This window comes from Mesorhizobium cantuariense (genome assembly GCF_042647205.1).
GTDB lineage: Bacteria > Pseudomonadota > Alphaproteobacteria > Rhizobiales > Rhizobiaceae > Mesorhizobium > Mesorhizobium cantuariense.
In genome coordinates, this window is the sequence record NZ_JBHRVD010000001.1 from 802,240 (window position 1) to 817,827 (window position 15,588).

A 15,588-nucleotide genomic window follows, 5' to 3' on the forward strand; every position below is an offset into this window, starting at 1 on the left:
TATGGAAGCAAGCGATCCGATCAAAAATATCTGTAAAAAACACTTGCAAGTGGGAGCCGTCCACATATGGAACTGGGGGCGCCGCGAAGAGATGCCGCTCTCCTTGGCGGCATGAGCGCGATCGATGACATGGCGCTGTCGGACGAGGCGCTCGAAGCCTGGATGGCCGCCAAGACCGCCCGCCGCCCGTTGGTGCGGACCATGTCGGCGCTGGATGGCTTCGTAACGGCGGCGGTCACCGGGCCGCGGTTCGCGGACCCGCAAGACTGGATGTGCCCGCTCATGGGGTTGCCGCGCGACGTCTTGGCCAAAGGCTCTGCAACCGATCATGCCGTGTTTGCCAGCCTCGCCAGGATTCACAACCGGCTCAACGAGACGCTGTTCGACAGACCGCAGGATTATGCGCCCCGATTCGCCACCAAGCCCAGCGGCGGCATCGACCCCCGGCCGTGGTGCCAAGGGTTCTACGCGGCCATGAATCTCAACATCAAACGCTGGAAACGGCTGCTCGACCTCGACAACCCCAACCACGGCCTGCTGCTGCCGATCCTGATCTACTGCATCGACAAAAAGGGCAGGCCCGCCCTTGGCAAGCCCCGACCGGGGCCCGAGACCGCGCATTTCATCGAGCACGAGGCCTACAAAGACATCGCCCTCGTCATCCCAGCCCTCCGCGAACTCCACTACGTCACCCACTACCATCAGTGATCGGCGCCGGCGCGCCGGCCAACGAGCGACCTACCATAGACGAGCCACAAGACGATTTTGGGCAAGGTGCCTTGGTGCATCGCTTACCGCTCAGTTGACCATTATCTTGATGGTCGCGACCGCCGGCGGCGTATCAAATGCCATCGCGTGAACCTTTTCCTTGCGCCATATCTTCACCTTGGTTTGCTGCCTGCGTTCCCGGCTCGCCGCCATGGTTCTTCGTCAAACCAGCCAAGCAACTCCTCGGTAACTCCTGCAAATGGATCAGGTCGCCGCCGTTCTCGCTTTTGTTTTGATTTCAGCCACGCGGTGGGACGGGTTTCGTCGCCCCCTTCCAGGCAGTTCGCACTCCTGAGAGGAACCTACCGAGCGCGGGCTCCGTCACGGGTGCCGCATGGCCTTCATCATCGCTGGCGTGGGCGGGCCTGGTGTCGTCGGTGGGATGGAAACGGTGGCTCCGAGCCTGGGAGTCGTTGCCAAAAGCCGATCGTCGCACCGGCGATGCTGATACCCTTGCCGCTGATTTCGATCGCCTGCTGACCGGTTTTGCCCATTGCCACAAGGCGGATCTTATCGGGCGTCACCTCGATGCAGTTGCCGGCTGAAGTCAGGAGGTACTGACCCTTGACATCGATGCAATAGGAATTACCAACCTCCACGGTATGGTCCCTTTCTGCCTTCAGATAGACCTCTTCGCAACCTTGTTTGTCCTCGAAGCGCAGCTCGTTGTAGGCATTGACGGCGCCCTGATCGGTGTGCGTTCGGAAAGTCGAGCAGGTCTTGTCCAGCGGCAGGGTTTCAGGAGGCAGGTTAGAGCCGTTGTAGACGACACCGGTCACCAGGGGCCAATCTGGATTGCCGTGAATAAAGTTCACGACAACCTCCTGGCCGATCCGGGGAATGATGACGTGGCCGAAGCCCTTACCCGCCGAGCTCTGGGCAACCCTGATCCAACAGGAGCTGGTGTCGTCCTTATTGCCTTCGCGGTCCCAGAAGAACTGCACCTTGATGCGGCCGAACTGGTCCGTCGCGATCGTATCTCCCTTTGGGCCCACGACGACCGCCGTATGCGGTCCCCGAATCTCCGGCTCGGGCGTGCGGCGCGGCGGGCGATACTGGGTGGTCGCGGGGATAATCTCCACCGTGCTACGATATACGACTTCTCTCTCCCGACCCGCGGCGTCCGCTTCGGTGCGAATGTCCCCCAACTCTGCGACCAAAGTGAAATCACTCGCGACCGCCAAAAACCGATCACTGGGCGTTGGGCGCGCACCCACATCGCCATAGTAAAAGGGATTCGCAGCCTTGAAGATCAACCCTGTTCTAATCTGGCGTGCCGTACATTCGACCCGCGCACGATAAGCGTTGCAGGCGAGCTCTTCGGCGCGGATGCAAGCATAGAAATCCCCGTCCGCTTTTTCGGTGTAGCGTCCCGGATAGACGAAGGTCTCCCGAATTGCCGTGGAGCCGCCGCCAAAGGCTGTTGAGGTATTGACTGGCCTGAAGCGCCCGGCCTCGGGAGATCGGATGAAGGTGCCTTCCACAGGCTTGCAAGCTGGAATGCCTCCGATCTTCACGGAAGGAACTTGCGCGACGGCCGTGAGCTCTGCCCTCGGCTTCTCATGGTTGTAGTCCTTGAGAACGACCTTGTTCGGCTGGAGCGACACGACCTCCTCCCAACGCAGGATGACGTCGTCCCGATGTAGATTTGGCGCAGGCCTGAGGTTGTGGTGCGTCTCCACGATCTCGGGCGCGCAGGCGATGTGGCTCGCGGCGTTGTCGACCAGCACTAGGTCGTGTTGGTCCTCCGCATGTTCAAAATAGTAGTAGATGCCGTCCTGCTCCATCAGTCGGCTGACAAAGGCCAGATCCGTCTCATCGTACTGGACGCAGTAGGAGCGCTGTGGGAATCGTCCGGTGGTCTGGTTCTTAAAATTTCCTTTGTGTTCCCGAAAAATCGTGGTGATGATCTCTATGCTGGTCTTGTTTTGAAAGATCCGACTGTTGGAGCGATAATCGAGAAGCGAAAGCCAAGGTCGCATCTGCGCCACGTAGTTCAGGTTTGCTCCGTCATCGTGCCCCAAGTATTGGAACTCCGTAACGATGCCGTGGAAGAAGCGCATTGCAGAGCCCTTGAGTTTAAGGCCTACCGCCAAGCTTTGCCCGGGAATCGTAGCAAAGTTCTGGATCGGATGGCGGCTGACGAGCCTCACCTCGTAGTGGAAGAGTTGCCCCAGCCGCTCGGTGCCTGTGAGCCGTCGGAGAAAAACATCATCGGGGTCGAACGCGGCCAAGGTGACCGCAGCAGAACAATTGCGCTTCAGGAGATTGTCGATTTTTGATCGGACCATCATTGTGTTCCTTGGTTTCGCTGCGATCTGGCGTAAGTGGAAAAGACCCAACCGAAGACCCGCTAGCAAAATGTGATGGAAAGCGTCGTCGAACCGGTGTGGGCGCCACGCTCAAGCAGTTACGGCGGAATTGGACACAATTGCTCCAGCCGCTGATCAGGCGGGGTAGTCGTTAGGTCATCGGCGTCCCGCCGCATCTCCCGCTTGCCTATCCAACTCGTCCAGCCGAGCCTGCCGCGGCGACCCAGCCGCACTTCCGGCATCTCCTCGCGGCGGAGGACAAGATTGACCTCCCAGTCCAGTTCATCTCCAATATAATTGCGGATGATCTGAGCCATGGTCCTAAGACCGAGAGCCCCGGGCAAAAGCGACTCGTACTGAACCAGGCTGAGCGGACCGACAATGAGACGAAAGCGGTGGTGGTGCACTCTGATCCTCCTACCGGCAGTAGCCGTGCAGCCCAGCCTGCCCGTGCGCGGGTCGAGGCCCAGGAGGCAGAGCGAGACGCGGGGCAGTTTGACCCATTGCGGGACAAACTCACGTGTATCGACCGGCGCCTCGAAGAAGCTCGCGACGATGGCGGCAAGCCCCTCGGGATTGCGGGTGTGTGAGGCGAGACGGCCGGTGAAGTGGAGTTTGGCCAGATCGGGCATAGCATCTCGTGCAAGCAGGGCGGTCATGCCAAAGCCGGCGAGGGAGGCGAGCTGAAGCGCGAAGCGATCTTCGTGTGGCCTGTCGTGGCTTACGGTCGGCTCACTCTCCGCCCAGGCACGAAAGAAGAACGAGGCCATACGGTGATGGAAGATATCGGCAAACCTGACCAGCGTCTCATCCGCGGCGTTTTGCTGTCTGAGAAGAGCATACTCCGTCAAATGCAACGGGAGAGGACCGTTGGATCCGAACAATCCGAAGAGGTAAGTGGAGATTCGCGCAAAATCAGTCTCCCCTCCATCCGTCACGCCCGCGATCGGTCGCGTCGGAAAGGCGAGCGAGGGCTCTTGGCCGATCCGCACCCGATCCAGGCTCGGCCGGCCCGATTCCCCCAGTCGAGGTCGATCTGAGCAGATCGCGTCGACCCGCCGCAGAGCCTCGAAGAAGTCGTAACCATGCGGTTCGGCTGCAACGGCGCTGAGGAATTGGCCGAGAGCGTCCGCAATCAGAGGATCGCCCGGCGGCCGGTCATCGTCGGCCATCGCATGATCTCCCCTCGTTGCAACGTCGAGACGACCGTCTCCGTGAAGCTGTTGATCGAAACGTATTTTGCGAAGAACTGGTTGAGTACCGAGGCGAGCGGAAAGATGCCGACGCCTTCGAAAGCCGCTTCGTCCAGGGTGATGCCAACCTCGATTCCACGTGCCACGGCGGCTTGTCCACCGCCAGGCAGCCGCCGGATCGCAGGTTGTGACCGGATCTCCCGGATGCCGTCGATCTGCCGTGAGGCGCACGCATTGTCCGGATCGATGTAGAGGCGCAGGAGTTCGCGCAGCGCCTCTGCGCCTTGGTGACCACCCCTGTCGGAATTACTGACTGAAAGGTAGTTCAGCGAAAGGTGGCTGATCAGTTTCCAGGTGAAATCGCCGTTGGCGAAGGAGTGGCCTGGTCGGCTCGGTGGCGATATGCACCGGGTGGCGGTAACCGGAGCGCCGATTTCCAGGGTGAAGTCGGTCTCGTCTCGGCCGATCGGTAACAGCAGCGGCAAATCCCGGTTCGAGCACAGGCAGCGCACCGACAACTGCTGAGGTCCCGCCGAATAGGGACCCGCCCGGCGATCGACCAGAGAGACGAAGGTCTCGCTGCCGATATAGCCAGTTCGCGCCCCATTCGATCGTTGGTGCTCCGACATCTGCCGCTGCTCCCGCCGGAGCATGTAGTACCTGGAGTGCTGCTCCTCCCGGCCGTGCGCGCTGATGCTGTAGAAGGGGAGGAACTCGGCGGGGGCTGCTCCGTTGCTCTCTCCGTAGCCACTCATTGCGAGGATGGAGTGAACCTCAAAGTCGAGGGGCCTCATCCTGTCTACGATTACATTATGCTCATGGTCTTTTTCCCTCACGTGAATTCGATCAGCTTGGCGTTCGAACAAATTGATCGCAGGGGTCGCGAAGAGAGCGATGTTCTCAGGTCCGAGATGACGTTCCAGCCGTGGTTCGACTCGGCCAAGCGCGAACACGATCTCGAGGCTTTCCGTCGTTGACAGGGACACGGCGTCGGCAAGCCCACTCACCTCGACGAACAACGTCCGCTCCGCGATGGCGAAATACTCCTGCAGGAGACGGTAACCGTCGAAGGAGCGTGGGACCTCGGGCAGGAGCGCGCAGTTCGGCTCGAGACCACGCTGCCGCAGCATATTGAGCGGGATTCTCTCCTGCCAAGTGATTGGCCGGCCGACGGGACGGGCAACGATGGCGCGTGTGTCGGCGATCAGCTGCTCGGCAAGCGCCGCACCGATGCCACCGGGCCCGAGAAGGTGTAGTGTCAGGGCCTTAAGTGAGAGTCGATTGAATGGCATGCCGTTGGTGGTACGAAGCCGCAGTCGAAAGGCAGCCTTCACCTGTTGCCGGGCCGGAAGATCCAGGGAGGAGATCTGCCCGGGCGTCGCGAAGTAGTCGGCGGCGCTCACCATGATCGGCCATAGATGGACGTCGTGAGCCGTGCGGAACTCGCAATGGGTGACGGCGCCCGGAGCGAGTCGGCCGAAAAGTTTGGTTCCGCGCGGCACGACGTATGCATTCTCGATCGGTCCGGCTTCCGCATCCGGTTCGAAGCGCACGATCGTCATCGACGGTATCGGCGGTAGAAAGTGCGGATACACCATCTCCAACAGGTGCTGCGTGAAATTCGGGAAACGTGACTGCAGCTTCAGCTGCACCCGCGCGGCCATGAAGGCGAAGCCTTCCAGCAGCCGCTCGACATAAGGATCGGCGACCTCTTCTGCTTCCATCCCGAGCCGTCCGGCAACCTTCGGGAAGGAGCGAGCAAATTCGGCCCCCATCTCGCGCATGTAGGCCAGCTCATCGTTGTACAATCCGAGAAGCCGGGGATCCATCAGCTTGTCTCCGGATCCAAACCAACACGGACAACTTGGAGTTCGGGATCCACCTCCGTGCGCATTGTCATCGGCAGCGGAGCAGGCAGCGCCCACAGATCGGCCGCAATCTTAAAGCGAAAGGAGCTGCAGTCCTGTCCGTCGTTGAGGACCATCACCTTAATACTGCGCGGTAAGAGCCGCGGCTCGAATCGCTGCAGGCTCTCGGCGATTTCGTCTCCCAAGGCGCTCGAATCGATGCCTTCGCGGATGTGCCCGCTGAGAGGCCGGACCCCGTAGTTGAGTGTGCTGGCCGCGACGAGGGGGTATGCGTGGAGTGCCACGCTTGAAGCCAATTGATTCGTGTTCAACAGCCAGGACACGTCGCGTAGAATCACCTCTTGTAGTTGGCGAATTGAGAAACTGCGCTTGTCCTGCGTTTCGCACGCGCTGTTCGGCTCATCGTCAGTGAGCCTGTCGAGGAGGGAAGGCTGCACCAGATCCCGCCTAAGATGCCTGGTCATGTTCGATCTCCAGAATCGCAATTTTCGACGAGGCGACTGCCAATTTCGCCACCGTCAGCTGACAACCAGCTTATTGAACTCGGCGCTGTTCGAGACCTGGTTCCAGATCCCTTCGCCTGCCTTGGTTAGAGCGCCATGCATATCCTGCTTGTAATAGATCATCTTGCAGGCGCCGAACCGGCAGGTGATCGTCTCCTCCGGAGCGTCTTCCGCATAGGCCCACTCGACCTTCTCGATCGCGAGCATGTTGAAACTCCAGTGCAAGAATAGGTTGGAATCAGCTGTGAGAAGTCCGCTGCCTGTCGACTTGAAGAGCTTTAAGTCAACGTCGTTAAAATGCGCGCCTCGACCGCAGGCCACGTACAGCGCGGATGAGGCGCTATCCACCTGCTTCTTAATAGTGAAAACCTCGAATTCAGCCTTGCCTGTCCCAGCGCCGACAGTGTGAGGCCCGATGTTGAGCTTGTTTTCGATTGAGAAGCTCCATTCGTCGGCAAGCGTAAAACCATCCTTCAGGATAAGAGATTCCCCTTTGGGCTGAATGCCATCCTTGGACACTGTGTTGAACTTCATGACTGCGTCGAACGCCATGACGAATTCTCCTTCGGTATCGTGACACTGGGGCCGGGCGGTTTTGTCATATAGAGCTGCCGGGTGCGGCGAACGGCCCTCTGCGGACCAAATTTGCCTTCGCCACTTCCTTTATGGAAGGACGTACCCTCTCAGCCTTTTCGGGCAGACGGCAGGCGCGACACCAGCCTCAGAGAGATGGTTAAGCCTTCAAGCTGGTAATGCGGCCGCAGATAGAATCTGGCAGTGTAATAACCAGGATTGTCTTCAGCCTCGTCCACCTCGACCTTGGCTGAGGAGAGCGGCTGTTGTGCCTTGCTTTCTTCGCTCCCCAGCTCGGGCGAGGGGTGGACGTAACGCTGGATCCATTGGTTGAGCCACTCCTCGACCTCATGGCGCTCTTTAAACGTGCCAATCTTGTCCCGAACCAGGCACTTCAAATAATGGGCAAAGCGGCAGATTGCGAAAATGTAGGGTAGCCTAGCGCTGAGCTCAGCATTCGCTGACGCGTCCAAGTCTTCGTACTTGATCGGTTTGTTGACGGTCTGAGCGCCAATAAATACGCCAAGATCGGTATTCTTGCGGTGCAGCAGCGGCAGAAGGCCGTTCTTGGAGAGCTCGGCCTCGCGGCGGTCGCTGATCGCGGTCTCAGTGGGGCATTTTAGATCAACGCCGCCGTCGTCGCTTCGGAAGGTATGCACCGGCAGGCCTTCGACGAGGCCACCGGATTCTACACCGCGTATTCTGGAGAGCCAGCCGTAGAGCTTAAACGAGCGTGTGATGTTTACCCCCATGGCATAGGCTGCGTTCGTCCAGAGGTACCTTTGGCTATCGCCGCCGTCCGTCTCCTCCTCGAAGGCGAATTCGTCGACCGGGTTGGTCTTGGTCCCGTAGGGCAACCGCCCGAGGGTGCGCGGCAGCGTCAGCGCCACGTATCGCGAGTTTTCGCTCTCGCGAAATGCTCGCCAAGTGGCGTGCTCGGGCGTTAGGAAAATCTTCGTGATGTCGCGTGGGTTCGAGAGCTCGCGCCAAGAGTCCATCTGCAGCAGATGCGGGGAGACAGCAGAAATGAGAGGGGAGTGGCTTGCCGCAGCAATTTGCGCGAGTCCCGATAGCAATTCTATGTCTGGCGGGGTATGGTCGAAATAGTAGTCGGCAATCAGGCAGCCATAGGGTTCACCGCCGATCTGCCCATATTCTTCTTCGTAGATTTTCTTGAATAGCGGGCTCTGATCCCAGGAGACGCCCTTGTATTTTTTCAGGGCACGAGAAAGCTCCTTCTTGGAGACGGGAAGAAAGCGAATCTTTAGCGTCTCGTCTGTCTCGGTGTTCACCGTAAGGTGATGCAAGCCCCGCCAGGCTGATTCCAGATTTTGGAAATCCTCGTGATGGAGGATCTCGTTGACTTGTGTGGACAGCTTGTCATCGATGGACGCAATAATCGACTGGATAGTAGCCACGATGTCGTCGCTGATCAGGGACGTGTTACCAAGCGCCTGCTCGGCCAGTGTTCTGACTGCGCTATCCACGGCATCACGGGCTTGGTCCGAGTAGATCCTTAACTCGCATTGTAGCAAGCTGCTGAAACCGTCCGGATCAAACGTAGCAACAGTGGCGTCTTGCAACACGGCGGAGATTGTATCTGTGGACGTCATGATCAATTCTACTTCGTCTCTGTGGGTGGCAACTGAGGCGCTTTATGTTCAGCCTCGGGCACGCCGCTCAGGGCGCTGAGCAGGGACCGGTCGGCGAGCAAATTGGCGATCAACCGCTCGGCACCGTTCTTGCCGTCCATGTAGGCTAGAAGATTAGAAAGCTGCGTTCGCGCCTCAAGCAGCTTGTTCAAACTGTCGACCTTACGCGCCACGGCCGCAGGCGAGAAATCGTGCATTCGCTCGAAACTCAATTCGATGGCAAGCTGGCCTTCGCCCGTCAACAGGTTCGCTACCCGCATCGCCACCCTGGGCTTCAGCGATTTGAGCCGATCATCGAAGTTGTCAATGTCGATCTCCATCATCTTGCGCTCGGCAAGCGGAGGCAACGGCGCGGCAGGATCGCCTACGAGATCAGACATGACGCCGACCACGAAGGGAAGCTGCACCTTCTTTTGCGAGCCGTAGGTCTCGACGTCGTATTCGATTTGGACGCGAGGAGGGCGATTTCGCGAAATGAACTTTTGACTGCTCTCCTTTGCCATGTGTTCCATTCTCCTTGTCGGCTATGAAGTTGCGATGCCTCAAGTACCCTCGTCGGCAATCAGGCCGGCTATGGAGCGGTAGTGCGCAGCACCCTCCGGCGCCAGCTCTGCCACTAGAGCCATGAAGTCCTTCGACACGAGACGCTTCGCCCGCTCGAGCAGCGCTGGTACGGGGCTGGCCGGCTCGTTAACTTGATACCAGCGGCAAACGCGGCCGAGGATATTGACGACGTCATCTCGGTCGCGGATCTCTCCCGGATATGGGGCGTCGCCAGAATCCTCCGACAGGGGCATTGCGGCCACGGGCTCGGAGCGTCTATGGGCATCGACCAGTTCCTTGCCTTGGCGAAGCAGCGCTGTTAGAGGTTGGAAACGGACGGCTTCGGCCATGTCGACGCGCCGCTTAACGCTACCATCCAAATCGATGACCGCCGAGAGGCTGGCGTCGAGATCACCGCTTGTTTGGTCGAACTGGCCAGGATCGGTGTCGCCAAAGGCGAGTTTGATGGTCGTGGTATCAACTTCACATGGCTGAGACTGCTGCGCTGACATCCAGTCACCGAGCGCAAATGCTCCGAACCGCCTGGAAGCGGTGAGAGGAACGCGGCGGATGTCCGCCATAAGCCCGGAGGGATCGCACAGATTTGCCAAAGCATTGAGACGCACGGTCTGGTCGCCGCCGTCGTCTGCATCCGGCCGCGGATGTAGCTCCGGCCAGTAAATCTCGACATAAGCGACGAGAAGCTCAAGGCTCTTGGCCAGTCCAGAGAAGCCGAACTGGCTGACAGCGGAGCGTGTCAGCAAGACGCCGATGCGAAGGTCTTTGGTACGCGTAGCAAGGTCGAGGCCGAGCCGCCACACCTCTTCCCAATTGGGAGCCTCTTCCGCCTTGAGAGAGCCGCCGATATGCTGGGCAGGCCTCCCCTGCGACGCCATCTCAAATTCCAGGAAGCTTAAGTCGTAATCGAGAGCGTCCCCGCACGCGTTGCCCTCGCTGACCGGCCTCAATAGATATTCTGCATCGAGCATGACAACCCTGGACGTCGTGACTTTTACTGGGTCCGTGCTACCCCGATCCCGGAGTGCCTTGGGCCCTTTCGCTCATTTTAATGATGATCCCGGGATATTTCGCATGCGTGATTGATATGCAGGTATGCTGAAGCGCGGAGTCCACGCTTCATCCTGTGGCTGATATCGGCTGCGCATGTAGAGGAGCAGTGAATGCCTGGGGTGAGCGGTTGTGTGCGTCAAATTCTGCAAAAAGGGGCGGCCACGAGGCTGCTTGGTCGTCGAGCCTGACCGAGAGCAACTCTGTCGCCGTGCATCATGGAATATTGATTGTGCATGGCAAGGGGCGGCTGCCAGGCACTAGCATGGGACGCTCACTATCCTGGTATGGAGTGGCGGCAGTGACCACGGAATGGTGGATCGAAGGCATGACCCAAGGGGAAGCGGAGCTGGACCACGTCCTGGACGCATGGGTTGCAAAAGAGGATCAAAGAGAAAATGAGAATCGGGAAGAGGCAACAAGACGCCTGCAGCGATGACTGGCCAGAGCAGGTTTGACCGGTGCCGGCGACGCTGACGCCGAGCGGGAGCTCGGATTCACATCCGTAACGAGATCGCCCGCGAAATTAAGGGCGAGCTGACGCGCCAGGTGTTTGGTAACCGCGACATCGATCTGTGCGGCAGATTAAAAAGCGGCGAAGCGGAGGCGTCGTAAGGGCGACATGAGGGGTGGAAATAGAGAACCTAAAGGCGCATTAACGGTGACCCAGCGGCTTCTTGACGGAGTGGCTGGGGATCCGAGTGCGAGGAGTGTATTTTACGCTTGGGTTCGTGCACTCACCGAGGTTGGTTCCCAGAGCACGGCGCCACCCCCTGCAAGGCATTCTGCACTGCTGAATCCGGAGGGAGAGCTCGGCAGGAAAGGAGCGGGGAAAGGCGGAACGGGGCAAGGATCGAGCCTTTCCGCGCGCGCGGTTAAGTACGGCTTGTTCCTCGCGGGTGCGGGCTACGCCTACAACGAAGTCGCCAACAACTTCTTCCTGTCCACCACGGCGTTGCATGACGGGAAAATGGGCTTCACCAGCAACGAGCGGCTCAGGACCGCTCACGCGAAAGCGAGGGAGTATTATGACAGCTATCACGCCGCCGGCGCCGAAACCCAGCGTTCGAGTGAGCGCACCGCGGATCGAATCCGTACCTGTGGCAACAATCAATTTGCAACGTTGATTGATTACCGGGCGGCGACCCGCGTGCACGTCGCGCGCCTCGTGGACGATGAGCAGGCGCGCGCGTCACTCATTCTGAACCTGGCGTGCATGAAGGGTCATCTTGTTAAAAATGAGTGCGTGACCAAGTACAGGCCGCCGCAAGTCCCCAAGGATCCGGACCTTACAAAGAGCCAGCTGTACGATCAGAAGAACAAGTACGCTTTGACAGGCGTACTCAACGAGAAGACCGGTGCCTACGGCTACACGTCAAGGTCAATCACTCATCCCTTCGTGAACAAGGGTGCCCGGCACTTCCACGATACCATCCGCAGCGAGAAGGGCGTAACTCTCAAGCGATGCAACGAGACACTCGAAGCACTCCTCGACAAGGACTGCGGGCTTGGCGAGGAAGCTCAGTTCGCGGCCGGCCAAGCCATTCTTAATTTTAGACAGGTCTATGCTGCGCACTGGGGCCATGCCGAAAAGGTCGTGATGAAGACTCTGGTTGAGCACGGCTTCCTGTCACCGGTGGAGACTGAGAAGCTCGATTCGACTCTGATGTTCGAGAAACCCGACAAGAACAAGCTGCAGCGCAACACTAGCTTGGTGGGTCCGTGGCTGCACAATTTCGAAACCCGGCTCCAGGAGATCCGATCGGGTCAGGAGCCCGCAGTGGTCGCGGATCTGAACCATCCGCAAATCGCGGACATGAAATACCTGCCCATCGCGCATTTCAAGTTGAACGAGCAGGGTAATGGTTTCGAGGACTGCTCTGGACTGGGCGATTCATTCACATGCGCCAATGCCGTCGCCTGCATCAACCACGCTCGTTTAATGAGTGGTCGGCAGCGGCTCTCGAAGGAAGAGGTCATGGTAATCATTGCGTGCGTCAACGCAGTGTACGATGACACGGGTTCAATGCGGCATACGCTTCACGAGATAGCGCGCGGCTGTTTCGCGGGCGCTGGCTACACCATCGAGGATGCTGATGAGTTCTACACGGTTGTCTGCCGAAAGGCAGCGGAAGAGTTTTATGGTGGAAGGAACCTCTCGAAGCGTATTGGTGATAGTGTCGGGCCTTCTACGTAGACAGGCCCGCGCTTTAACCGATACCATTGGGAAGGACCGGCCTCGACGGCATTCGATGTTGCTTGGCGATCATTCGCAGGTGGTTCGATGCGTGCAGCGTCGGATTCCGCTGCTTCGCCGTTGATCCAGAAGGCATTTGGTGGACCGCCGCGGCTCTAAGTATCTGCTCCAAAAAGAAGTGAGTGATTTCAGCGGGTTGTGATTCAGTCGGATTGCTGAGATTCGACGGAGATCACGATGCCCTGGACCGAAACCACTCGCCCTCACTATGAACGGCGCTGCCCGCGCTACGCAAGCGACCTGACGAACGCGGAGTGGGCGCTGATCGAGCCGCTGATGCCGGCGCCGAACCGGATCGGCCGCCCCCGCAAGACGGACCTGCGCGAGGTTGTGAACGCGCTGCTTTACATGGCTTCGTCGGGCGGAGCATGGCGGCTTCTGCCCAAGGACTTCCCCCCGTTCTCGACGGTGCAGAAATACTTCTGGCGCTGGCGTGACGAAGGACTGCTGCGCACCATCAACAATGAACTCGTCATGGCGGCGCGCGAACGCGAAGGCAGGGAAGCAAGCCCGTCTGCCGGCGTCATCGACAGCCAGACGGTCAAGGCCACCGAAAGCGGCGGAATACGAGGCTTCGACGCTGGCAAGAAGATCATGGGCCGCAAGCGCCACATCGTCGTCGACACGCTGGGCCTGATGGTCGGCGTGGTCGTTCACGCCGCCGACATTCAAGACCGCGACGGCGCGCCGGCCGTCCTGAAATCCATCCTCAAGCGCTGGCCGTGGCTGCGCCATGTCTTTGCCGATGGCGGCTATGCGGGGCCGAAACTGCGCGGCGCCCTGCAAAAGCTCGGAACGTTCACGATGGAGATCGTCAAGCGGTCGGACAGCGCCAACGGCTTCGAAGTCCTGCCGCGCCGATGGGTCGTGGTCCGCTGTACAATGTTGCCAAGTTTGGTTTCGAGTGGTCGGTGCGCATTGAGCCTCCACGCCGTATGCGGTCGCTTGTTGAGGTTCGCCGCGGTTGGGATGCGAGTCGATTTGTCGCGGCCGAATCAGAGCCAACTGGGGATTTAATGCGCCATCGACGGCCGAGCTGCGAGCCGGCCGATGGAGGCGCACATGGTCCGGCGCAAGGATCGCCCTGTGCTGCGCATGCAGGTATCGTTCGAAGCGACAAGAACCGGCCCCCAACATCTGCTCGAGGCCTACGCCCATCTTGTGCCGACGATACGGCGCACGAAGCAACGGCAGAAGCGTCGAGCGGACCCCTCATCGAAGGTGACGAAAGCGATGACGAGATCGGGAGGTGAGCAATGACCGAGACGCAATGTGCGCTCTATGCGCGGGTGTCGAGCGAGGCGCAGGCGCGCGATAACACGATTGCAAGTCAGGTGATTGCGTTGCAGGAACGCATTGCCACCGACGGCTTCATGCTTGAGCCAGGTTACAGCTACGTGGATGACGGCTACAGTGGTTCGACATTGCTTCGACCGGCGCTGGAACGGCTGAGGGATGCGGTTGCCGGTGGCCAAGTCGACCGTCTCTATGTCCACGCCCCCGATCGGCTCGCCCGCCGCTATGCCCATCAGGCGCTGCTGATCGACGAGTTTCGTCGTACCGGTGTGGAGATCGTGTTCCTCAACCGCCCCATTGGTGGCACGGCCGAGGATGATCTATTGCTTCAGGTTCAGGGTGTGATCGCCGAATATGAACGGGCCAAAATCCTCGAGCGGAGCCGGCGTGGTCGCCGTCACGCGGCACGCTCCGGCTCCGTCAGCGCGCTGACGGGTGCTCCCTTCGGCTACCGTTATGTGAGCCGCGACCAGAGTGGCGGCCTGGCACGCTTTGAGGTCGTGGAGGAGGAGGCACACATTGTTCGACTGATCTTCGCATGGGTCGGCCTGGATCGCATGAGCTTGCGAGGGGTATGCCGCCGGCTCGAGCAGATCGGCTGCCGGACGCGGACAGGAACGACGCATTGGTACGCCTCCACGATCCGCGGCATGCTCGCCAATCCCGCCTATATCGGACGGGCCGCTTTCGGGCGAGCCCGCTACGTGCCGCCACGACCGCGGTTGCGGCCGATCCGCGGCCACTCACAACCCTCGCCGCACGCCACTTCGCGCGTTCCCGTACCGCCTGAAGAGTGGATCGAAATTCCTGTTCCCCCGCTCGTCGATCCGACCGAATTCGAGGCGGTCCATGCTCAGCTTGAGGAGAACCGGAAGCGCAAGCGCCAACGCACGCCGAGCTCGGACTGGCTGCTGCAGGGCCTCGCGGTGTGCCGGCATTGCGGCTACGCCTATTATGGCAAGCGCGCACCTCGCGCCCGCAAATACGACCCGACGGACACGCTGCGCTACTATCGCTGTATCGGTACGGACGGTTATCGCTTCAGCGGCCACCCCGTTTGCGACAACCCGCAGGTGCGCGGCGATCACCTGGAAGAAGCGGTGTGGGATCAAGTCAAAGGTCTCCTGGAGGATCCGCGCCGCATGGCCGAGGAATACCGTCGCCGCCTCCTTGCGGCCCGTGACGAAGTCCGTGAGCCGGAGGAGATCGCCCGCCTCGAACGACAAATGGCCACCTTGCGTCGCGGCATCGGTCGGCTGATCGACAGCTATGCCGAGGGCATCATCGACAAGGCGGAATTCGAACCGCGGATCGCGGGTCTGAAACAACGCCTTTCTCAGCTTCAGGTGCGGCACCAGGCAGCGGTCGACGTGGCCGAGAACGAACACGAGCTCTCACTCCTGATCAACCGTCTGGAAGATTTCTCAGCCAAGGTGAAAGCAGGGCTCGCCGGCCTTGACAGGATCGGAACGCAGCAGATCATCCGTACCGTGGTCCGCCGGGTCGAAATCGACAACACGCAGGTAGAGATCGTCTTCAGGGTTCCGCCACTCGA

The 15,588-nt window shown here is 59.8% G+C and carries 11 protein-coding genes and 2 pseudogenes; 4 read left to right on the forward strand and 9 right to left on the reverse strand.

Going from position 1 to position 15,588, the window contains the following annotated elements; translation table 11 throughout:
* The first annotated feature begins 66 nt into the window (after positions 1-66).
* Positions 67-708: a UPF0149 family protein gene (locus tag ACFOJ9_RS03825; protein WP_378976411.1), complete on the forward strand. Its 642-nt coding sequence runs from the start codon at positions 67-69 to the stop codon at positions 706-708.
* A 90-nt stretch (positions 709-798) separates the two neighbouring features.
* On the opposite strand, the gene ACFOJ9_RS03830 is transcribed toward ACFOJ9_RS03825, so the two are convergent.
* The 9 genes from ACFOJ9_RS03830 to tssA all read right to left on the reverse strand — a co-directional run bounded on the left by ACFOJ9_RS03830 (position 799) and on the right by tssA (position 10,401).
* Positions 799-921 carry a hypothetical protein gene (locus ACFOJ9_RS03830; protein ID WP_280952832.1) on the reverse strand — a complete coding sequence of 41 codons (123 nt, stop codon included), beginning with the start codon at positions 919-921 and terminating at the stop codon, positions 799-801.
* Positions 922-1,112: 191 nt separating this feature from the next.
* Complete coding sequence (locus ACFOJ9_RS03835; protein ID WP_245331258.1) at positions 1,113-3,059, reverse strand: type VI secretion system Vgr family protein; 1,947 nt, start codon at positions 3,057-3,059, stop codon at positions 1,113-1,115.
* Positions 3,060-3,178: 119 nt separating this feature from the next.
* The gene (gene tssG / locus ACFOJ9_RS03840; protein ID WP_095090505.1) at positions 3,179-4,252 is read right to left on the reverse strand and encodes a type VI secretion system baseplate subunit TssG; all 1,074 of its coding nucleotides are present in this window, start codon (positions 4,250-4,252) and stop codon (positions 3,179-3,181) included.
* Positions 4,216-6,102, reverse strand: coding sequence for a type VI secretion system baseplate subunit TssF (tssF, locus tag ACFOJ9_RS03845; RefSeq protein WP_095090148.1), 1,887 nt, complete (start codon positions 6,100-6,102; stop codon positions 4,216-4,218). The genes tssG and tssF overlap by 37 nt, the downstream gene beginning before the upstream one ends.
* Entirely contained in the window at positions 6,102-6,605 is a 504-nt protein-coding gene (gene tssE / locus ACFOJ9_RS03850) for a type VI secretion system baseplate subunit TssE (protein ID WP_378926036.1), read from the reverse strand. Before tssE ends, tssF begins: the two co-directional genes overlap by 1 nt.
* A gap of 54 nt (positions 6,606-6,659) precedes the next feature.
* Positions 6,660-7,196, reverse strand: coding sequence for a type VI secretion system tube protein Hcp (locus ACFOJ9_RS03855; protein ID WP_095090145.1), 537 nt, complete (start codon positions 7,194-7,196; stop codon positions 6,660-6,662).
* 131 nt (positions 7,197-7,327) lie between these two features.
* A complete protein-coding gene (gene tssC / locus ACFOJ9_RS03860; RefSeq protein ID WP_095090143.1) occupies positions 7,328-8,830 on the reverse strand; it encodes a type VI secretion system contractile sheath large subunit in 1,503 nt (500 codons plus the stop codon).
* 8 nt (positions 8,831-8,838) lie between these two features.
* Complete coding sequence (gene tssB, locus ACFOJ9_RS03865; RefSeq protein WP_095090504.1) at positions 8,839-9,372, reverse strand: type VI secretion system contractile sheath small subunit; 534 nt, start codon at positions 9,370-9,372, stop codon at positions 8,839-8,841.
* A gap of 39 nt (positions 9,373-9,411) precedes the next feature.
* Positions 9,412-10,401: a type VI secretion system protein TssA gene (gene tssA, locus ACFOJ9_RS03870; protein ID WP_095090142.1), complete on the reverse strand. Its 990-nt coding sequence runs from the start codon at positions 10,399-10,401 to the stop codon at positions 9,412-9,414.
* A 701-nt stretch (positions 10,402-11,102) separates the two neighbouring features.
* On the opposite strand from tssA, the gene xopAG reads away from it, so the two are divergent.
* The 3 genes and pseudogenes from xopAG to ACFOJ9_RS03885 form a co-directional block, all read left to right on the forward strand.
* Positions 11,103-12,677, forward strand: a complete 1,575-nt coding sequence (gene xopAG, locus ACFOJ9_RS03875; protein ID WP_378926033.1) for a XopAG/AvrGf1 family type III secretion system effector — start codon at positions 11,103-11,105, stop codon at positions 12,675-12,677.
* A gap of 237 nt (positions 12,678-12,914) precedes the next feature.
* Positions 12,915-13,613: pseudogene (locus tag ACFOJ9_RS03880) on the forward strand (IS5 family transposase); the annotation flags it as partial.
* A 380-nt stretch (positions 13,614-13,993) separates the two neighbouring features.
* Positions 13,994-15,139: pseudogene (locus ACFOJ9_RS03885) on the forward strand (recombinase family protein); the annotation flags it as partial.
* Between the last annotated feature and the right edge of the window lie 449 nt (positions 15,140-15,588).